At 60.1% G+C, this 18,965-nt stretch carries 16 protein-coding genes; 9 read left to right on the top strand and 7 right to left on the bottom strand.

Annotated features, from left to right (window positions below; translation table 11 throughout):
* The first annotated feature begins 37 nt into the window (after nucleotides 1-37).
* Together FHX16_RS16930 and carB are read left to right on the top strand one after the other, a co-directional pair.
* Nucleotides 38-1,066 (top strand): zinc-dependent alcohol dehydrogenase family protein, encoded by a 1,029-nt coding sequence (locus FHX16_RS16930; protein WP_259129472.1) that lies wholly within the window; start codon nucleotides 38-40, stop codon nucleotides 1,064-1,066.
* A gap of 171 nt (nucleotides 1,067-1,237) precedes the next feature.
* Complete coding sequence (gene carB, locus FHX16_RS16925) at nucleotides 1,238-4,735, top strand: carbamoyl-phosphate synthase large subunit (protein ID WP_183861126.1); 3,498 nt, start codon at nucleotides 1,238-1,240, stop codon at nucleotides 4,733-4,735.
* 53 nt (nucleotides 4,736-4,788) lie between these two features.
* Here the strand turns inward: carB and FHX16_RS16920 are convergent, their stop codons facing one another.
* The 3 genes from FHX16_RS16920 to FHX16_RS16910 are packed head-to-tail and all read right to left on the bottom strand — an operon-like array spanning nucleotide 4,789 to nucleotide 8,572.
* Nucleotides 4,789-5,820: an alpha/beta fold hydrolase gene (locus FHX16_RS16920; protein WP_259129471.1), complete on the bottom strand. Its 1,032-nt coding sequence runs from the start codon at nucleotides 5,818-5,820 to the stop codon at nucleotides 4,789-4,791.
* A 59-nt stretch (nucleotides 5,821-5,879) separates the two neighbouring features.
* Nucleotides 5,880-7,340: a UdgX family uracil-DNA binding protein gene (locus FHX16_RS16915; RefSeq protein ID WP_183861130.1), complete on the bottom strand. Its 1,461-nt coding sequence runs from the start codon at nucleotides 7,338-7,340 to the stop codon at nucleotides 5,880-5,882.
* Complete coding sequence (locus FHX16_RS16910) at nucleotides 7,340-8,572, bottom strand: putative DNA modification/repair radical SAM protein (RefSeq protein ID WP_183861132.1); 1,233 nt, start codon at nucleotides 8,570-8,572, stop codon at nucleotides 7,340-7,342. The genes FHX16_RS16915 and FHX16_RS16910 overlap by 1 nt, the downstream gene beginning before the upstream one ends.
* 223 nt (nucleotides 8,573-8,795) lie before the next feature.
* Here FHX16_RS16910 and greA point away from each other — a divergent pair, with 223 nt between their 5' ends.
* Together greA and FHX16_RS16900 are read left to right on the top strand one after the other, a co-directional pair.
* On the top strand, nucleotides 8,796-9,272 hold the full coding sequence (gene greA / locus FHX16_RS16905) for a transcription elongation factor GreA (protein ID WP_018857193.1): 477 nt from the start codon (nucleotides 8,796-8,798) through the stop codon (nucleotides 9,270-9,272).
* A 31-nt stretch (nucleotides 9,273-9,303) separates the two neighbouring features.
* Nucleotides 9,304-10,353 carry a glycosyltransferase family 4 protein gene (locus FHX16_RS16900; protein ID WP_183861420.1) on the top strand — a complete coding sequence of 350 codons (1,050 nt, stop codon included), beginning with the start codon at nucleotides 9,304-9,306 and terminating at the stop codon, nucleotides 10,351-10,353.
* 10 nt (nucleotides 10,354-10,363) lie between these two features.
* On the opposite strand, the gene FHX16_RS16895 is transcribed toward FHX16_RS16900, so the two are convergent.
* The 4 genes from FHX16_RS16895 to FHX16_RS16880 all read right to left on the bottom strand — a co-directional run bounded on the left by FHX16_RS16895 (nucleotide 10,364) and on the right by FHX16_RS16880 (nucleotide 13,796).
* Entirely contained in the window at nucleotides 10,364-11,386 is a 1,023-nt protein-coding gene (locus FHX16_RS16895; protein WP_183861134.1) for a glycosyltransferase, read from the bottom strand.
* Nucleotides 11,383-12,414 carry a glycosyltransferase gene (locus FHX16_RS16890; RefSeq protein ID WP_183861136.1) on the bottom strand — a complete coding sequence of 344 codons (1,032 nt, stop codon included), beginning with the start codon at nucleotides 12,412-12,414 and terminating at the stop codon, nucleotides 11,383-11,385. The genes FHX16_RS16895 and FHX16_RS16890 overlap by 4 nt, the downstream gene beginning before the upstream one ends.
* A gap of 12 nt (nucleotides 12,415-12,426) precedes the next feature.
* Nucleotides 12,427-13,236 carry a glycosyltransferase family 2 protein gene (locus FHX16_RS16885; RefSeq protein ID WP_183754256.1) on the bottom strand — a complete coding sequence of 270 codons (810 nt, stop codon included), beginning with the start codon at nucleotides 13,234-13,236 and terminating at the stop codon, nucleotides 12,427-12,429.
* Between the two features lie 92 nt (nucleotides 13,237-13,328).
* Nucleotides 13,329-13,796: an Lrp/AsnC family transcriptional regulator gene (locus FHX16_RS16880; protein WP_259129466.1), complete on the bottom strand. Its 468-nt coding sequence runs from the start codon at nucleotides 13,794-13,796 to the stop codon at nucleotides 13,329-13,331.
* Nucleotides 13,797-14,030: 234 nt separating this feature from the next.
* On the opposite strand from FHX16_RS16880, the gene trxB reads away from it, so the two are divergent.
* The 5 genes from trxB to FHX16_RS16855 all read left to right on the top strand — a co-directional run bounded on the left by trxB (nucleotide 14,031) and on the right by FHX16_RS16855 (nucleotide 18,959).
* Entirely contained in the window at nucleotides 14,031-15,005 is a 975-nt protein-coding gene (gene trxB / locus FHX16_RS16875; RefSeq protein WP_183754254.1) for a thioredoxin-disulfide reductase, read from the top strand.
* A gap of 23 nt (nucleotides 15,006-15,028) precedes the next feature.
* Nucleotides 15,029-15,925 carry a LysR family transcriptional regulator VtlR gene (locus FHX16_RS16870; RefSeq protein WP_018857199.1) on the top strand — a complete coding sequence of 299 codons (897 nt, stop codon included), beginning with the start codon at nucleotides 15,029-15,031 and terminating at the stop codon, nucleotides 15,923-15,925.
* A 540-nt stretch (nucleotides 15,926-16,465) separates the two neighbouring features.
* Nucleotides 16,466-16,759 (top strand): helix-turn-helix transcriptional regulator, encoded by a 294-nt coding sequence (locus FHX16_RS16865; protein ID WP_114713331.1) that lies wholly within the window; start codon nucleotides 16,466-16,468, stop codon nucleotides 16,757-16,759.
* 199 nt (nucleotides 16,760-16,958) lie between these two features.
* Entirely contained in the window at nucleotides 16,959-18,083 is a 1,125-nt protein-coding gene (locus FHX16_RS16860) for an alkene reductase (protein ID WP_183861140.1), read from the top strand.
* Nucleotides 18,084-18,155: 72 nt separating this feature from the next.
* Nucleotides 18,156-18,959, top strand: a complete 804-nt coding sequence (locus FHX16_RS16855) for an aminoglycoside phosphotransferase family protein (RefSeq protein WP_183861141.1) — start codon at nucleotides 18,156-18,158, stop codon at nucleotides 18,957-18,959.
* Nucleotides 18,960-18,965: the final 6 nt, after the last annotated feature.

Below are 18,965 nucleotides of genomic sequence, written 5' to 3'. Positions count from 1 at the left end.
CCTCCTTGCACAACGAAGGCTGAGGAGGAGACAGGCGATGAAGGCGGTGCGGCTCGAAGCGCCCGGGAAGCTGGTTCTGTGCGAGATGGACCTGCCAGAACCGGCTCAAGGCGAATTGCTTGTCCGCGTGGAGGCCTGCGGCATCTGCGGGACCGATCGCCATCTGTTCAAGGGAGAGTTTCCTTCCAATCCACCAGTCACGCTCGGCCACGAGTTCACCGGGATCATCGAAAAAATAGGCGGCAGTGTCAGCGGCTTTCGCGAAGGCATGCGCGTCACCGGCGATCCCAACATTGCCTGCGGCCGCTGCCCCGAATGCCAGCGCGGCCGCGTCAATCTGTGCCGCAAATTGCAGGCGATCGGCATCCATCGCGACGGCGGTTTTGCGGAGTATGTTTGCATACCGCAGCAGCAGGCCTTCGAGTTGCCCGATGCACTGCCTCCCCTCCACGGCGCCTTTTGCGAGCCGCTTGCATGCTGCATCCACGGAGTCGACCTCGCCGAAATCCGCACCGGCTCTTCCGTCGTCGTGCTTGGCGGCGGTGTGATCGGATTGCTGGTCGTTCAGTTGGCCCGGCTGGCGGGAGCAACCAATGTCGTCCTCGTGACCCGCAGCGAGGAGAAGCGTCGGCTCGCCGAGGAGCTTGGAGCGACCGCCAGCGTAGACCCTTCGACGCGTGAGGTCGTCGCGCACCTGACGGCGACGGACGGCGTGCTGCCCGGCGGCGCAGACGTCGTGATCGAATGCGCCGGCGTTGCCGAGACGATCGAGCAGGCAGCAAGCCTCGCACGTCGCGGCGGCACGGTTGTGATCCTCGGCGTCATGCCGCAGGGTGTGAAGGTCGCGATCGAGCCGTTCGATCTCCTCTTTCGCGAGATCAAGCTCACAAGCTCGTTTATCAATCCCTTCACGCACCGGCGGGCCGCCGATCTCATTGCGTCAGGCACCATCAAGGTCGAACCGCTGATCTCCCGTCAAATCGGCCTCGAGGAGGCCGTCGAAGTCATCTCCAACCCTGCTCGAAAAGGCGAGATCAGGGCGCTCGTGGTGCCGGGCATCCGCTAGGCTCCGGCAAGAGCCGCCAATTCCTGTCGATTCCGTAATTTATGGGGTTCCGTTTACAAATACATTTGCCTATAAGCCGCTTCTAGCCTGAAAAGACCATCATATGCGCGACCCGGCCGGTGCCTCCCACCCTGGCCGGCTTTCTGCGCAGCTAGGAAACGGAAAACGCCCATGCCGAAGCGCCAAGACCTCAAATCGATCCTCATCATCGGCGCAGGACCGATCGTCATTGGCCAGGCTTGCGAATTCGACTACTCCGGCACCCAGGCCTGCAAGGCGCTGAAGGAGGAAGGCTACCGCGTCATCCTCGTCAACTCCAACCCGGCCACGATCATGACCGACCCGGGTCTGGCCGACGCGACCTACGTCGAGCCGATCACCCCCGAAGTCGTCGCCAAGATCATCGCCAAGGAACGCCCCGACGCGCTGCTGCCGACCATGGGCGGTCAGACGGCACTGAACACCGCGCTCTCCCTGAAGCGCATGGGTGTGCTCGATCGCTACAATGTCGAGATGATCGGCGCCAAGCCCGCCGCCATCGACAAGGCCGAGGACCGCGCCCTCTTCCGCGAGGCGATGGAAAAGATCGGCCTCGAAACCCCGCGCTCGATGCTCGCCAACGCCACCGACATCAAGGATGCCGACCGCAAGACGCATGAAGCCGAGCGCAACAAGCTGAAGGAAAGCCTCTCCGGCCCAGATCAGGCAAAGGAGCTCGACAAGGCGCTCGACGAACTGGAAAACCAGTGGAACCTCGGCGAGACCGACCGCAAGCAGCGCTATATCAGCCACGCCATGGCGATTGCCGCCCAGGCGATCGACGTCGTCGGCCTGCCCGCCATCATCCGCCCCTCCTTCACCATGGGCGGCACCGGCGGCGGCATTGCCTATAACCGCTCGGAGTTCTTCGAGATCATCGGCGGCGGCCTCGACGCCTCGCCGACGACCGAAGTCCTGATCGAGGAATCGGTTCTCGGCTGGAAGGAATATGAAATGGAAGTCGTCCGCGACAAGGCGGACAACTGCATCATCATCTGCTCGATCGAAAACATCGATCCGATGGGCGTCCACACGGGCGATTCCATCACTGTCGCGCCGGCACTGACGCTGACCGACAAGGAATACCAGATGATGCGTAACGCCTCGATCGCGGTTCTGCGCGAGATCGGCGTCGAGACCGGCGGCTCGAACGTTCAGTTCGCCGTCAACCCGAAGGACGGCCGCCTCGTCGTCATCGAGATGAACCCGCGCGTCTCGCGCTCGTCGGCGCTGGCATCGAAGGCCACCGGCTTCCCGATCGCCAAGGTCGCCGCCAAGCTCGCCGTCGGTTACACGCTCGACGAACTCGACAACGACATCACCGGCGGCGCAACGCCTGCTTCGTTCGAACCGTCGATCGACTACGTCGTCACCAAGATCCCGCGCTTCGCATTCGAGAAGTTCCCGGGCGCCTCGCCGGTCCTGACCACCGCCATGAAGTCGGTCGGTGAAGTCATGGCGATCGGCCGCACCTTCGCGGAATCGCTGCAGAAGGCGCTGCGTGGCCTCGAAACCGGCCTCACCGGCCTCGACGAAATCGAAATCCCCGGTGTCGAGGAAGGCGAATCCAGCCAGAACGCCATCCGCGCTGCAATCGGCACGCCGACCCCGGATCGCCTGCGCATGGTTGCCCAGGCGCTGCGTCAGGGCATGAGCCCGGAAGAAGTCCACGAAGGCTGCAAGATCGACCCGTGGTTCATCGCCCAGTTCAAGGCGATCGTCGACATGGAAGCCCGCATCCGCGAGCATGGCCTGCCTGCAGATGCCACGAACCTGCGCACGCTGAAGGCCATGGGCTTCTCCGACGCCCGCCTCGCCACGCTGACGGGCAAGCGCCCGAAGGAAGTCGCCGAACTGCGCAACAGCCTGAACGTCCGCCCGGTCTTCAAGCGCATCGATACCTGCGCTGCCGAGTTCGCCTCGCCGACTGCCTACATGTACTCGACCTACGAAACGCCTTTCGTCGGGGAGCTTCGCTCTGAAGCCGAAGTCTCCGCCGCCAAGAAGGTCGTCATCCTCGGCGGTGGCCCGAACCGTATCGGCCAGGGCATCGAGTTCGACTATTGCTGCTGCCATGCCGCTTTCGCTCTCCGCGACGCCGGCTATGAAGCGATCATGATCAACTGCAACCCGGAAACGGTCTCGACGGACTACGACACGTCAGATCGCCTCTACTTTGAGCCGCTGACGGCCGAAGACGTGATCGAAATCCTGCGCGCGGAGCAGGAAAAGGGCGAAGTCGTCGGCGTCATCGTGCAGTTCGGCGGCCAGACCCCGCTGAAGCTCGCCGAAGCGCTCGAGAAGAACGGCATCCCGATCCTCGGCACTGCGCCTGATATGATCGACCTTGCCGAAGACCGCGACCGCTTCCAGAAGCTTCTGATCAAGCTCGACCTGACGCAGCCGAACAACGGCATCGCCTACTCCGTCGAGCAGGCCCGCCTGGTCGCCACCGAAATCGGCTTCCCGTTGGTCGTGCGTCCGTCCTACGTCCTCGGCGGCCGCGCCATGCAGATCATCCACGCCGAGAGCCAGCTGCAGACCTACCTGCTCGACACCGTTCCGGAACTGGTGCCTGAGGACATCAAGCAGCGCTACCCGAACGACAAGACCGGCCAGATCAACACCCTGCTCGGCAAGAACCCGCTGCTCTTCGACAGCTACCTGTCGAACGCCATCGAAGTCGACGTCGACTGCCTCTCCGACGGCAACGACGCCTTCATTGCTGGCATCATGGAGCACATCGAGGAAGCCGGCATTCACTCCGGTGATAGTGCCTGCTCGCTGCCTCCGCGCACGCTCTCGTCCGAAATGATCGACGAACTCGAGCGCCAGGCGAAGTCGATGGCCAAGGCGCTCAACGTCGTCGGGCTGATGAACGTCCAGTTCGCCATCAAGGACGGCACCGTCTACGTACTGGAAGTGAACCCGCGCGCCTCGCGTACCGTTCCCTTCGTCGCCAAGACCATCGGCGCCCCGATCGCCAAGATCGCCGCCCGCGCCATGGCCGGCGAGAAGCTCGATCCGCTCTTCGCCGCCTATGGTGAGAAGCCCGATCCGCGCAACCTGAAGCACATCGCCGTCAAGGAAGCCGTCTTCCCGTTCGCCCGCTTCCCCGGCGTCGACACGCTGCTCGGCCCGGAAATGCGCTCGACCGGCGAAGTCATCGGCCTCGACACCGACTTCGCGCTGGCCTTCGCCAAGTCGCAGCTCGGTGCCGGTGTCGAACTGCCGCGAGACGGAACGGTCTTCGTTTCGGTCCGTGATGCCGACAAACCGCGCGTCCTGCCGGCCATCCGCGTTCTCGTCGGCGAAGGCTTCAAGGTTTTGGCAACCGGCGGCACGCAGCGCTTCCTCGCCGAAAACGGTATCACGGCAACGAAGATCAATAAGGTCCTGGAAGGTCGTCCGCATATCGAGGACGCGATCCGTAACCGCCAGGTTCAGCTCGTGATCAACACGACCGACGGCAACAAGGCGATCTCGGACTCCAAGTCGCTTCGTCGCGCGACGCTGATGCAGAAGGTCCCTTACTACACCACGATGGCCGGCGCCGAGGCAGCCGCCCAAGCCATCAAGGCGCTGCGGGCCGGCAACCTCGAAGTTCGCCCCCTGCAAAGCTACTTCTGATAGGGAGGGCCGGCCATCGCGCCGGCCTTTCTTTTTTCGGACAACCAGAACCGCTAGATTCGCGCTCGCGCATCCTGTGCGTCCGCCTTGACGTTCCAGGCATCCTGAAATGCCGGTCGCGGCCGATCCTGCAAAATCAGCTTTCCTCCTTCTTCACGGCGCGTCGGAATGGCAAGGCGATCGATCGCACCCTCCAGCGTCATGGCAAGGTCGCGGGCAAAGACCCGATTGCCGATGTGCCACGAGTGGGTCCAAGAACCGATCTGCGGCTGCGAGGCGGGGTCAATCGTCTTGAAATATTCACCGCAGTTGACGTCCACCGCTTTGGTATTGACGTCCGCAGGAAGCCCAACGCGACCGACACGTGGGGCAACGCCAAGTCTTTTCGCGTTTGAGACGGCAAGGACCGAATCGAATGGGTTCGAGTAGTTGGTGAGCCGCATGATCCGACGGAACATCGGCTGGTTCCAGTCGCTGGCAAGCGACAGGCTGCTTGTGGAGACATCGCCGCCGATGAAGGCCGCCTGACCGATGCGCCAGTCCGCCTTGAAGAGATCGCCATGCTTGTCCGACTGTGCAAAGGCATCCATGATCACGTAACAGCCGGTTGAATGACCCAGCAGATGCACATTGGTTTCACAGCCGGACTGCTGGCTCTGCTTCAGGAGCCGGATGCCCTTCGTCACGAGCTCACTCGCGACAGCCGCGGCATCCGATCGGTCTTCCAGATAGTTGAGTGTCTGGTTGTCGCTCGGCCAGTCGAAGGCCACGATCTCGCCATGCCAGCCTTCCGCGCGCAGATCGGCGCGAAGCTGCCGGATGCGCTTCAAGACAGTCGGGATGTCGTTGTTATAGCCATGCACGAAGATCAGCACATCGCCCCGCGGGCCGATCGAATTCGGGTTCTCGTCGCCATCCGCGAGCCCCTGCACCTCCGCGACCCAATCCTTGGCACTCGATACCGCCTGACGCGCATCGTAGCTGTCGAGCGTGGAAGGCACCTTCAGAAACTTTATCGGTCCAGGTTCGGCAATCAATGCATCGCCTGCACGCTTTCTGGCACTGATGATATAGTTGTCGCTCATCTTCCCCTCCTGCGCCAACCAGCCCATATCGCCTTAGGCGATCATATCAGCTTACAGATTCAACTCGAAGACGCCAATTCTGAACCGATGCGGGCAATATCGCTACGGAACCGTTCGACTTCCTGTTGCCGCAGGCCTTCATCCGGAAATCGCAGCAGAAAGGAGGGATGGACGGTGACGAACAACTGCCGACCGCCCTCAAGCGGTATGAACTCGCCTCGCGCATCCTCAAGCTTCTGTTGCCAACCCGTGAGCGCAAAGAGTGCCGTCGCCCCCATTGCGACCACCAGCTTCGGCTTGACCAGCTCCAATTCCCGGTCGAGCCACCAGCGGCAATGCTCTACCTCTCCCCGGTTCGGCTTTTGATGGATGCGCCGCTTGCCGCGCGGTTCATATTTGAAGTGCTTGACTGCGTTGGTGACATAAAGCTCCGCGCGATTCATGCCCGCTGCCAACAAGGCCTCGTCGAAAACCCTCCCCGCCGGACCGACAAACGGACGCCCGGCAAGATCCTCCTGGTCCCCAGGCTGCTCGCCAACAAACATGATTTCCGCGTCCTGCGGTCCCTCCCCGAAGACCGCCTGTGTCGCCTTGGCATGCAATGGGCAGCGGCTGCAGGCCGCCGCCTGTTCGCGAAGCGCCTCCCATGTCCCTTCAGCAGCAGATGGCGCAGTCGGCAGGTTCCGGGATGCCGCCTGAAGCTTGTCGTGGAAGGCAGGAGGCATCGTCGCCTCACGCCTGGCCATCGCCAGCACCCGCTGCTCGGCATTCGCGATGAGGTCGGGAATCAACTCCGCCTCGGGCATATTCTTCCAGTATTTCTTCGGCATCTCCGCCTGCATCGCCTTCACCTTCAGGCGCGCAGGATTGAAAATATTGGCAAAATAGGTCTTCCAAAGTTCATCGGCAGGATCGGTAAGGTCAGGTTTGGTGCAGGGCTCATCGCTGAGTGATAACCTCACGCCATCCCAGCTCGCCGAACCCTTTGGCGTCAGGATCATCCAGTCCATGTCGTTGAACCGGCGCTGAAAGAACGGCGCCTTGCGCGTGACGATGTGATGATCCGGCTCGAACCAGGCGAGAAACTTCCGCCTGCCATTCACGGAAATGCCGGATCCCACTTCCTTGAAGCGAAGGAAAGCCGTCATCTTGTGGGCATCGCGGCGAACGCTTTTTTCCATCAACCGCGCAACCGAAACGTCTTCGTCGGACGCCACCGATAGAAGCGACTTGTCGGACTGAAGCCGCCACAGCAGCCGATAGAGAAGAAAGAAGCGGACGGGATCGGAATGGCAAATCACCGCTGAAGCAAGATCAATAAACGCCGGAGGCACTGTCATCGACCGACTGCCGGACACGGGTTGCGGAGGCAATACGTCGCGCTCCCAGAAGAGCTGCTTCTCACCGCCTTCTTCACGCCATTCTATGTCCTCCGGTGCAATGCCGGCACAGGCCAGAGCGCGGGCGGCATTGCGCCATTCGTCGAATTCGCCCCTGCCCTTCAGAACCACGCGGCGCATCAGAGCAGCGTCAATTGCTCGGGCGGCGGCTCGAACATCGTCCGCAAATCCGCTCGATCCGCCAATTGACGTGGCGTCCAGCCCTCTGCCGTCACAAAAGCCTGCACTTTCTTGATCGAGACACCGAGTCTGGAGAGGTCGTCCAAACGCAGCCTCCGGAAGCGACGGGCCGAAAGGATCGCCTTCACCGTTTTGGTTCCGAGCCCCGGCACGCGAAGCAGCCGTTCTCGCTCCGCCTTGTTGACGTCGACTGGAAAGTCGGCCCGATGGCCGAGCGCCCATGCAAGCTTGGGATCGAGATTGAGATCCAGCATTCCGCCGGGCCGCGTCGCGGTGATCTCCTCGATCCCGAAACCGTAGAAGCGATACAGCCAGTCTGCTTGGTAAAGTCGGTGTTCACGCATCAGTGGCGGCTTGATCAGAGGCAGGTTCTTCGAGGAGTCCGGAATGGGACTGAAGGCGGAATAGTAGACCCGCTTCAGGCTATAGCTGCCATAGAGCTGCGCACTCGTCCCAAGGATCGTCGCATCGTTTGCCCCATCGGCACCAACAATCATTTGCGTGCTCTGACCGGCTGGAACAAAACGCTTGCGCGTCTTCGATTGGAGCGTCGGCTCGTCGGCCGCCTCTATCTTCAATCGCAGGTCCCCCATCGAACGGCGGATGTGTGAGGGCCTTTTTTCCGGCGCAAGGCGCGCAATGCCGCTGTCCGTCGGAAGCTCGATGTTCAACGACAGACGATCCGCGTAAAGCCCTGCCTCTTCAATGAGATGGGCCGATGCCTCCGGAATCGACTTGAGGTGTATATAACCGCGGAAGTCATGGGAGACGCGTAGTTCGTGAACGACACGGACCATTTGCTCCATCGTATGATCCGGGGAGCGGATGATGCCCGACGAGAGAAACAACCCCTCGATATAGTTGCGGCGATAGAATTCCAACGTCAGCCAAACCACTTCCTCCGGTGTGAAGCGCGCCCGTTCTACATTGCTGGAGGACCGATTGATGCAATACGCACAATCGTAAATGCAGAAGTTCGTCAGGAGGACTTTCAATAGCGATATGCAGCGTCCATCAGGCGCATAGGCGTGGCAGATGCCGGAACCCTCGGTGGAGCCAAGGCCGCCACTTTTCGCCGAATCGCGCTTTTGTGTTCCGCTGGAAGCGCAGGATGCGTCATATTTTGCTGCATCCGAGAGAATTGCCAATCGTTCTTTTAGAGACTTCCTCATCTTCATGTTCACTATATGTTCTTGCTCAAAAAGTCAATCGAGGTTGGTTTCCAGCCACTCCGACCGGCCTCCGGCCAGCGATACGAATTTTATGGAAATCAGCGGTGGCGATCTGCTATAACCGCAAAAGTTAGGATTGTTGCACGGTTCCGAGGTTCCCCCTCGGGACCTGTTTTCTTTTGTGTCCGCGGCTATGTGGATACAGGGAGTGAAGGACAAAAAAATGGTTGATAAGGTACCGATGACGCAGGGTGGTTTCGTCAAGCTGCAGGAAGAACTGCGCTGGCGTCAGCAGGAGGAGCGTCCCCGGATCATCGAGGCAATCGCCGAAGCCCGTGCGCATGGTGACCTCTCGGAAAACGCCGAATACCATGCTGCGAAGGAAGCTCAGAGCCACAACGAAGGCCGTATCAGCGAGCTCGAGGACCTGACCGCGCGTGCCGAGGTCATCGACCTGTCGAAGATGTCCGGCGACAAGATCAAGTTCGGCGCGAAGGTGAAGCTCGTCGACGAGGATACCGAAGAAGAAAAGACCTATCAGATCGTCGGCGATCAGGAAGCCGACGTTAAGGCGGGACGTATCTCCATCTCCTCCCCAATCGCGCGTGCGCTGATTGGCAAGGAAGTCGGCGACTCCATCGAAGTCAATGCGCCCGGTGGCTCCAAGGCCTACGAAGTCCTTTCCATTTCCTGGGGCTGATTGATCCGTGGACGGTCGAGGGCAGCCGGCTATCGCCAAGGTCAGTGACGTCGAGATTATTGCGCCTAACTTCAAGAAGCGGCTCTCCGGCGTCACGTCCACCATCATCCAGTTGATCCCGGTCCAGCGCGCACTCGGCGAGAAGATTGCAGCCCTTGGACCGGGTCTTCCGGCATCCTTGCCGCACATCCGTTTTCGTGACTTGCTGAAGCTATGGCGGGCGCCGCGCGGCAAGCGGTTTCGCATATGGCACGCCCGTCGCAACATCGAAATGCTGCCGGCCATCCTGATGCGCGATGTCTTGCGCATGCCGCTGAAGATCGTCTTCACCTCGGCGTCCCAGCGCCGCCACTCCGGCTGGACGAAATGGCTGATTTCGAAGATGGACGCGGTGATAGCAACCAGCGGCAAGACGGCGAATTATCTCGAAGTGCCGAGCACCGTCGTTCTCCACGGGATAGACACAACCCGCTTTTCGCCGGCAGATGATAGGGTAGCGGCCAAACGGCTGCTTGGTCTCGACGAGACGAAGAAGATCGCCGGCTGCTTCGGTCGCGTTCGCCATCAGAAGGGCACCGACCTTTTCGTCGACAGCATGATCCGTCTGCTCCCGTCCCGGCCCGACTGGGTCGCAATCGTTGCCGGACGCGCCACGGCACAACACGTCGAGTTTGAAAACGAACTGAAGGCGCGGGTTGCCTCTGCCGGCCTGTCCGATCGCCTACTATTCGTAGGCGAGCACACCAACATCAACGACTGGTATCGTGCACTCGATATGTTTGTCGCGCCACAACGCTGGGAAGGCTTCGGCCTGACGCCGCTCGAAGCGATGGCGACCGCCGTTCCCGTTGTCGCGACGGACGTCGGAGCCTTTCCGGAACTGCTGCTCACCGGTGACCAGGAAACCGGGATAATCATCCCGCGTGACGATCTCGATGAGATGGTACTGGCCGCTGCCCATTTCATGGATGACGACGCCCGTCGCCAAGAGGCTTCACTCCGCGCGAGGAACCACGCGATAAGCGCCTTCAGCATTGAAGGCGAGGCCCGGCGACTTGGCGCGGTCTACACGGCCCTATGACCGGGGGCCGTCAAGGCTTGCGCTTGAAGAGTTCAAGATAGGCGTCGGCAACAGCGCCTTCAGAAAACTGCCCCATCAACGTGTCCCGCCCACCGGCGGTCACCTTTGCCGCCAGCAAGGGATCATTGATCAAACGCTCAATGGCCTTCGAAAAACCGTCGGTGTCGCCGATCTCAACAAGAAGCCCGTTCTCGCCGTCCCTCATGAACCACGACGGCCCCTCTGAACGGCTGGAAACGACGGGTTTGCCCTGCGCCCAAGCCTCCAGAATGACGTTGCCAAGCGGCTCATGGTTCGAGGGCATGACGAAGATGTCGGCAGCCGCCACAAACGGCCGCGTGTCTTTCTGCCATCCGAGAAACCGCACCCGGTCCGTTACACCGAGATCTGATGCGACTTTTTTGACGTTTTCCAGTTCCTCGCCCTCGCCGGCGAGCCAGAGATAGACGCCCGGCAGCTTCGCCACCGCTGCCGTCAACAACGCGAACTCTTTCCGCGGCACGAAACGCCCCATGGACATGACGACGGGCGCGTCTCGTGGCGTGTCGAACGCGGCACGATCGACCGGGGCCACTTGCTCGGTTCTCGTGAAGTTCGAGATCACCTCAACTCTACGCGTCCAACCGATTTCGCGCACATGGTCGGCAATGCCGGGTGTGTTGCAGACGAGAATGTCGGAGTTCTTGAAATACTTCAGATCGGTCGGATAATCTCCCAACCTGGAGATCTTGATGCATCCCTTGTAGTTCGGCATCAATTCGCTCGCGCGTGGCGCCCAGGCCATGATTGCATCCGGCCGAAGCCGTCGCGCACCAAAGGCGACTTTCAGCGGCAACAGGATCCGATCCAGCGACACATTCCGAAAATTGCTTTCCACGATCGCGACCGAAGCCGGCATGTCCTTGCGCCAGATCCGGTTCGGTCGAATGACTGCGCTCTGCTCGACACCGCGCCGAGCCAGGGCGTTGACGAGGTGCACGAAGAACCGCTCGGCCCCGCCATCCTTGCCAAAGTGGAAATGCATCACCTTCACGGCGCACTTGTCCCCGTCTCGAACAAACGGATGTAGGCCTGCGTGATCGCTTCTTCGGAAAACCGGTTCTTAAGCGTCTCCTGACCGCCATCGATCAATGCGGTGCGCAGGTCGGGCTCATCACGAACGCGTGCGATCGCGTTCGCGAGACCGTCGACATCGCCGCAATCAACCATCAGGGCATCCTTGCCGTCTGTCATCACCCAGCTCGGGCCTTCGGCGCGAGAACCAATCGTCGGCTTGCCAGCGCCCCACCCTTCAAGGCATACATTGCCGAGTGGCTCGTGCAGCGACGTCACGGTGAATACATCGGCGGACGCAAGGTAGGCGTAGGCATTGGTCTGCCATCCCGCAAAGCGGACACGCTCCCGCAGGCCGAGTTCGTCGGTTAGCTTTTCAAGGTTTTCGCGCTCCGGCCCATCCCCCAGCAGCCACAGAAATGCGCCTTGCGTCTTTGCGATGGCCTTGATCAGCACATCGAAGCCCTTCCGCTTAACGAAGCGACCCATGCCGATGACGACGAAAGCTTCGGCGGGTGTTTGCAGTGCTTCCCGGGCAATCGGCTCGCTTGGGGTCGAGCGGGTAAAGTTTGCAATGACTTCCACGCCGCGCGTCCAGCCGAGTTCGCGCACGCGCTTGCCTATATCGGGTGTGATACAGACGAGCGTTTCGGAATTGCGATAGTAGCCGAGGTGCTCTGGATAATCACCGAGCCGCGAAATGCGTCGAGCGTTCTTGTACCGCGGCATGAAGCGGCTTGCGCGCAATTGCCACGACATGATCACGTCAGGCTGAAAATCGTTCAGGATAGCGCGCATGCGCGCCGACAAGATGAAGCGCGAGAGCGAAATGCGCCGGAACGTCCCCTCATAAACCTCACCACATTTTTCAATGTCCTTGCGCCAGCTGCGATCGGGACGAATGAGCGCGCGTTGCTCCACGCCACGATCGTGGAGCGCATTGACGAGGTTGACAAAGAAACGTTCAGCTCCGCCCTCCTTGCCGAAATGGATATGCATCACCTTCATCGCGATTGGACCTTAGTGCTTTCCTGCGTCGTCAAAGCTCGGATGCTTCTCGGCAGCCTTGCGCTGATACAACTTTGCCTGCGTGAGAAATGCGTAGACTGCACCGGTCATCGCCTCGACAAAGCCCGACTGTCCGCAGCGCCACAAACCGTTGTGAAAATAGAGACGCCAGAAATACAGCAGCGGGCTGAAAATCAGTCTGGCGAAGGTTGTGCCCTCGCCCAAGGCGAAGTGTTGATCGGCCTTCAACGTCGAGTACTTGTTCTCTTTGAGGATCTGTTCATCGATGACGAGTGGCCGGTAGTGAAGCAGACTCCCGGACGAGGCATCCTGAACCCGGCCGGTCGGCACGATACCTTCGTGCACGGTTTGCGTGAGGTCATAAGCGCCTCTGCCTTTGCGAACAAGCCGCAGATTCTTCCGCTCGTGGACATGCTCAGGCGTGTAGCCGTAGCCGATCAGATAGGGGCGACGCGCAACACGCCAGCCAACAACATCGTCTGGCGCGGCGATCAGTTCCGGCAAAAGCCTTCTCAGTGGCGCATCGAGCCGTTCATCGGAATCAATATTCAAGCGCCAGGGCTGCGTGCACTGATCGAGCGCAAATTGCTTCTGCCCGGCGTAGCCGCGCCACGCCTCGTGAAACAACCGGATCGGCCATCCCTTGTCGATATAGGATTGCAGCAAGGCAACGGTGCCATCCGTCGAGCCGGAGTCAACGACCACAATCTCCGCGCACTTGTCCAAGCTCTCGATGCAATTGCCGAGATACGCTTCTTCGTTCAAGCAAATGATGAACGCGGAAATAGGCAACTTGGTCATTGAACGATCTTCGTGTCTTCTTCCGCAGCAAACGGCTCACAAAGCGCCTTCAATAAGGCATAAGCCGCTCAATTCATAGAGCTTAGCTGCGCTCAGACTTCGACTAGGCCCACCCGCTTCACCTGTCGGATCGTCAGCATCGTTCGCACCGTGTCCACGTGCTCGTTTGCCGTCAGCACCTCGATAACGAAGTCCTGGAAACACGTCAGGTTCTCGGCAACGCAATGCAACAGGAAGTCGCTGTCGCCCGAAACCATCCAGGCCTGACGCACCAGCGGCCATTGCGCCGTCGCTGCCGCAAACGCCTTCAGGTTGGCTTCGGACTGATGCTTGAGCCCTACCATGCAGAAGGCGACAAGATCGAAGCCCAGCTTCGGGCTGTTCAGCATCGCGTGATAGCCTTCGATGACGCCGGTCTCTTCAAGCTTTCGCACGCGCCGCAGGCAAGGCGGCGCCGAAATGCCGACACGGTCGGCGAGATCGACATTGGTCATCCGCCCGTCTGCCTGCAACTCCCGCAGTATCTTTATATCGATGGCATCAAGTTCGGCGCGAAGCACAATCCTGCCCTTCCTTTAATTCATGATTGCCAGCTTCTATATAAAGCGGCGGAATTCGCAAGAAAGTTTCAGCTCGGCGACGGATTGTTGCACCGGCAGCCGAGAAAGCCTTGTTGGTAACGCAGGGCTGCCCTTGAATAAAAGCACTGGACGTTCATAAATGGCGAATGGATCGCGAAACGGCCGCATTCGCCACTTAGCCGCCGCCCTCCTGACAGTCGAAAGGAAATACCCATGTCCGCCCGCCACACCAAGGTGCTCATTATCGGCTCCGGCCCTGCCGGCTACACGGCTGCCGTCTATGCAGCCCGTGCAATGCTGAAGCCCGTTCTGATCGCCGGCCTCGATCAAGGCGGACAGCTGATGATCACCACCGACGTGGAAAATTATCCGGGCTTTGCCGATCCGATCCAGGGACCGTGGCTGATGGATCAGATGCTGCAGCAGGCAAAGCATGTCGGCGCCGAGATCGTCAATGACATCGTCACCGAAGTCGAGCTGAACCAGCGCCCGTTCGTGGCGCGCACCGATAGTGGTCAGGTCTGGACGGCTGATACGCTGATCATCGCAACCGGCGCCAAGGCAAAGTGGCTCGGCATCGAAAGCGAACAGCATTTCCAGGGCTTCGGCGTTTCCGCCTGCGCGACCTGCGACGGCTTCTTCTACCGCAACAAGAACGTGATTGTTGTCGGCGGCGGCAACAGTGCTGTCGAGGAAGCGCTGTACCTCTCCAACATCGCGAAGTCCGTGACGGTCGTTCACCGCCGCGACAGCTTCCGTTCGGAGAAAATCCTGCAGGAACGCCTGTTCTCGAAGGAAAACATCAAGGTGCTCTGGAACACCGAGGTCGCCGAGATCACCGGCACGCCGGCCAAGCCGCCGATGCCGCCGTCGGTTACGGGCGCTCGCCTGCGCGACACGCGCACGGGTGCGATCACCGAGGTTGCAGTCGACGGCGTCTTTGTGGCGATCGGCCATGCCCCGGCGACCGAACTCTTCAAGGGCAAGCTGAAGCTGAAGGACAATGGCTATCTGTGGACCGCCCCGGATTCGACCGCGACCAGCCTGGAAGGCGTTTATGCCGCCGGTGACGTGACCGACGACACCTTCCGCCAGGCGATCACAGCCGCGGGCCTGGGATGCATGGCTGCTCTTGAAGCCGAACGATATCTGACGGGCCACATGCCCGTTGCCGTGGCCGCGGAGTAGGATCGGCTATGAGGGGTGGGGGAATGCCATTGGATTGGGACAAGCTGCGTATCTTTCACGCAGCTGCCGAAGCGGGTTCGTTCACGCATGCGGCGGATAAACTGCATCTGTCCCAGTCCGCGATCAGTCGTCAGGTAAGCGCGCTTGAGCAGGATGTCGGTACCAAGCTCTTCCACCGCCATGCGCGCGGCCTGATCCTGACGGAACAGGGCGAACTGCTGTATCGCACGGCCCACGACGTGCTGCTGAAGCTCGAAACCGTGAAGATGCAGCTGACCGAAACGACGGAAACGCCGACAGGCAAGCTGCGCGTCACCACGACCGTCGGCCTCGGACAGGGCTGGCTGACGGACAAGATTCAGGAGTTCATGCAGCTCTATCCCGACGTCCAGATCCAGCTGATCCTCGACAACGAGGAGGTGGACGTCAACATGCGCTACGCGGATTGCGCCATCCGCCTGCGTCAGCCGGTGCAGTCCGACCTCATCCAGCGTAAACTGTTCACCGTTCACATGCACGTCTACGCGGCGCCTTCCTATATTAACCGCCATGGCGAGCCGCAGACCGTCGAAGACCTCGACAACCATCGCATCATCACATTCGGCGAGCCGGCACCGAGCTACCTGCTCGACGTCAACTGGCTTGAAGTCGCCGGGCGCTCGTCGGACAACAAGCGAATCCCGCATCTGCAGATCAATAGCCAAACCTCGATCAAGCGCGCCTGCCTGCTCGGCATGGGCGTCGCGTGCATGCCCGACTACATCGTCGGACGTGACCCTGGCTTGATCCAGCTACCGATCAATGCGGACGTGCCGTCCTTCGATACCTACTTCTGCTATCCGGACGAAATGAAGAATGCGGCCAAGCTGAAGGCCTTCCGCGACTTCATCGTCAGCAAGGCGCGCAACTGGAACTTCTAGTTGCCTCCATCAGAAATACAAGCCGTGCAACCTATGCATGTCTGGCATGCATAAATCGGGGTTGCCGTTTGCTCATTAAAACACCATATCGCACATAGCTGATGCAGACGGTGGCTTTTCCTCCCAGTTCCACCGCATTAGCTGTTCCCCTCTGGAGGTTTTGACCTTCACACCTATAAGGGCCCCGATCTTTCGGTGGCCCTCTTTTTTTGCCCGATTTTTTCGCACTGCAGCAGAAAATTGTGCAGCGCATAGCAGGCATGCGCAAACATGCATTGTAATCTGCCTCTCAAAGCATCATATCCAATTCAGCTGATGCATTTCGTGGCTTCTCTCCCAGTGCCACCGCGTTAGCTGTTCCCCTCTGGAGGTTTATTGACCTTCATACCTTAAAGGGCCCCGATCTTTCGGTGGCCCTCTTTTTTTGCCCAAAATCTAGCCACATCGCGAAAGTCCGCATCTCACGCCGTCGTGACTTGCATATCGGAAATTGCCGATCCATATATCGCTTAGAAACGATTTATAATTCGAATAACGACGATGGAAAAAGACGAGATATTGAAGGCAATCGCTCATCCTACGCGGATGGAAATCCTCAACTGGTTGAAGAATCCCGAAGAGCACTTCACCTCGCAGGAGCATCCGTTTGAGATGGGCGTGTGCGCCAGTCAGTTCGAGCGCTGCGGTCTCTCACAGTCGACAGTCTCGGCGCATCTCGGGACATTGAGCCGCGCGGGTCTCGTGACGACACGGCGCGTTGGCCAGTGGATCTTTTACAAGCGCAATGAGGAGACTATCGCGGCATTCCTGAAGCAACTTGCCATGGACCTGTAAAGATGCCGTCGGCTTCCTGGCCTTCCGCCTCCGGCAGATTGGCGTCCGGTTGGGCAAAACAGCACCCGGACGACGTCAGCAGGCCGTGTCTCCATTTCACGTCAGCGATGCTCCCCGCGACCGATACCACCCTCACCCCATCCTCCGCCGAATAGCACCCGCTTCGGCCAAGTGATCTTCCCACTGAGAAAGGACCTACATGAGCAAGCTTTTCGAACCCGCCAAGGTTGGCGATATTTCCGTTAGGAATCACATCGTGATGGCGCCGCTGACGCGCAACCGATCGCCGGGCGCGATCCCGAATGATCTCAACGTCGAGTATTACCGTCAGCGTGCCACGGCCGGCCTCATTATCACTGAGGCAACCGCAATCACCCATCAAGGTCAGGGCTATGCCGACGTTCCGGGCCTTTACAAAGAGGAAGCACTCGACGGGTGGAAGCGTGTCACCGATGCTGTCCACGCCGCGGGGGGCAAGATCGTCGTGCAGATGTGGCATGTCGGCCGTATCTCGCACACGACACTGCAGCCGAACGGCGGCAAGCCCGTCTCCTCTACCAACCGCATTGCCAAGGCCAAGACCTACCTGGTCAGTAACGACGGCTCCGGCGCGTTTGCCGATACCTCCGAGCCGCGCGCCCTCGAAACCTCGGAAATTCCGGGTATCGTTGAAGATTATCGCAAAGCGGCGCGTGCCGCGATCGACGCTGGCTTCGACGGTGTCGAAATTCACGGCGCAAACGGCTACCTGCTCGATCAATTCCTGCGTGACGGTGTGAACGACCGCAACGACCAGTATGGCGGCTCGATCGAAAACAGGGCGCGCTTCACTTTTGAAGTGGTAGATGCCGTGACCAAGGAAATCGGTGCCGGCCGCACCGCAATCCGCATTTCGCCGGTCACGCCTTCAGGAGAAAGCTACGATTCTGCCCCCCAGGTCCTCTTCACCCATGTCGTCGAGGGTCTGGCAAGATATGATCTCGCCTATATCCACGTCATCGAAGGCCAGACGGGCGGTGATCGCGATTTCATGCAGGGCACAAACCCCGCCTTCGACTATGCAGCTCTGCGCCAGACTTACGAGAAGGCTGGCGGCAAGGCGAACTGGATGGTCAACAACGGCTATGACCGGGAAATGGCGATCGATGCCGTCGAGAGCGGCCGCGCCGATCTTGTCGCTTTCGGCAAACCGTTCATCGCCAATCCGGATTTGGTCGAACGCCTGGAAAAGAACCTGCCGCTGAACGCGCCGCAACAGGCAACCTTCTACGGTGGTGGGCCACAAGGTTACATCGACTACCCCGTGGTGGAAAAAGCCGCCTAACCTCAAGAGCATGATGTGGGATCCCGCCGTAGGCGGGATTTCCTTTTCTCCTGACGCCGTTAGGATGCGGCCATGTTCGAATCCCATCTCGACCGCTGGCGACTGACCGTCGACGGTGAACCGATCATCACCCATTCCAGCCACCTGTTGCCGGTCCTCTGGGACGGAAAACCTGCGATGCTGAAACTCTCCCGGGATGAAGCCGAGCGAGCCGGCGGCGCCCTGATGCAGTGGTGGGATGGCATCGGCGCTGCCAAGGTCTACGCACACGACGGCGAGGCCGTTCTGCTCGAGCGAGCAATGGGCAGTCAGTCACTGCTGGCAATGGCAATGGACGGCGCCGACGATGCGGCAACCCGCATCATGTGCTGCACCGTCGCCAGGCTTCATGCGCCACGCAGGCAGGCATTGCCAAAGCTCATTCCGCTAGCCCGCTGGTTTCGCGAGCTGGAACCGGCTGCCCGAGCTCACGGGGGCACATTGGCCCACTGCCACAGGGTTGCTGAAAGCCTGCTTGCCGACGCCACAGATCCCGTCGTCCTCCACGGCGACATTCACCACAGCAACATCCTCGATTTCAAACAGCACGGCTGGCTAGCGATCGACCCCAAGGGCCTCATCGGTGAACGCGGCTTTGACTATGCCAATATCTTTGCCAACGAAGACCTTCCGACAATAACCGCTCCCGACCGCCTACAGCGACAACTCCGGATCGTCGCGAGCGAGGCTGGCCTAGAGCCAAAGCGCTTGTTGCAATGGATCGCAGCCTATTCCGGCCTGTCGGCGGCCTGGTTCCTCGGCGATGGATCGACGGCGCAGGCCAAAAGTCCTCTCGCCGTCGCACGTATTGCACTGACCGAACTGCAGCAGAGTTAGACGATC

It is taken from the genome of Rhizobium sp. BK661, from assembly GCF_024808825.1.
Classification (GTDB): domain Bacteria; phylum Pseudomonadota; class Alphaproteobacteria; order Rhizobiales; family Rhizobiaceae; genus Rhizobium.
The sequence above is the reverse complement of the archived record's forward strand: the minus strand, read 5'-3'. Positions and strand labels throughout refer to the sequence as shown.

Bases quoted from the DNA above. Each gene is read 5' to 3' on its own strand.
- FHX16_RS16910 (WP_183861132.1), bottom strand. From the start codon at position 8,572: ATGAGGAAGTCTCTAAAAGAACGATTGGCAATTCTCTCGGATGCAGCA.
- trxB (WP_183754254.1), top strand. From the start codon at position 14,031: ATGTCCGCCCGCCACACCAAGGTGCTCATTATCGGCTCCGGCCCTGCC.
- FHX16_RS16915 (WP_183861130.1), bottom strand. From the start codon at position 7,340: ATGCGCCGCGTGGTTCTGAAGGGCAGGGGCGAATTCGACGAATGGCGC.
- FHX16_RS16930 (WP_259129472.1), top strand. From the start codon at position 38: ATGAAGGCGGTGCGGCTCGAAGCGCCCGGGAAGCTGGTTCTGTGCGAG.
- carB (WP_183861126.1), top strand. From the start codon at position 1,238: ATGCCGAAGCGCCAAGACCTCAAATCGATCCTCATCATCGGCGCAGGA.
- FHX16_RS16885 (WP_183754256.1), bottom strand. From the start codon at position 13,236: ATGACCAAGTTGCCTATTTCCGCGTTCATCATTTGCTTGAACGAAGAA.
- FHX16_RS16920 (WP_259129471.1), bottom strand. From the start codon at position 5,820: ATGAGCGACAACTATATCATCAGTGCCAGAAAGCGTGCAGGCGATGCA.
- greA (WP_018857193.1), top strand. From the start codon at position 8,796: ATGGTTGATAAGGTACCGATGACGCAGGGTGGTTTCGTCAAGCTGCAG.
- FHX16_RS16860 (WP_183861140.1), top strand. From the start codon at position 16,959: ATGAGCAAGCTTTTCGAACCCGCCAAGGTTGGCGATATTTCCGTTAGG.
- FHX16_RS16865 (WP_114713331.1), top strand. From the start codon at position 16,466: ATGGAAAAAGACGAGATATTGAAGGCAATCGCTCATCCTACGCGGATG.
- FHX16_RS16890 (WP_183861136.1), bottom strand. From the start codon at position 12,414: ATGAAGGTGATGCATATCCATTTCGGCAAGGAGGGCGGAGCTGAACGT.
- FHX16_RS16855 (WP_183861141.1), top strand. From the start codon at position 18,156: ATGTTCGAATCCCATCTCGACCGCTGGCGACTGACCGTCGACGGTGAA.
- FHX16_RS16870 (WP_018857199.1), top strand. From the start codon at position 15,029: ATGCCATTGGATTGGGACAAGCTGCGTATCTTTCACGCAGCTGCCGAA.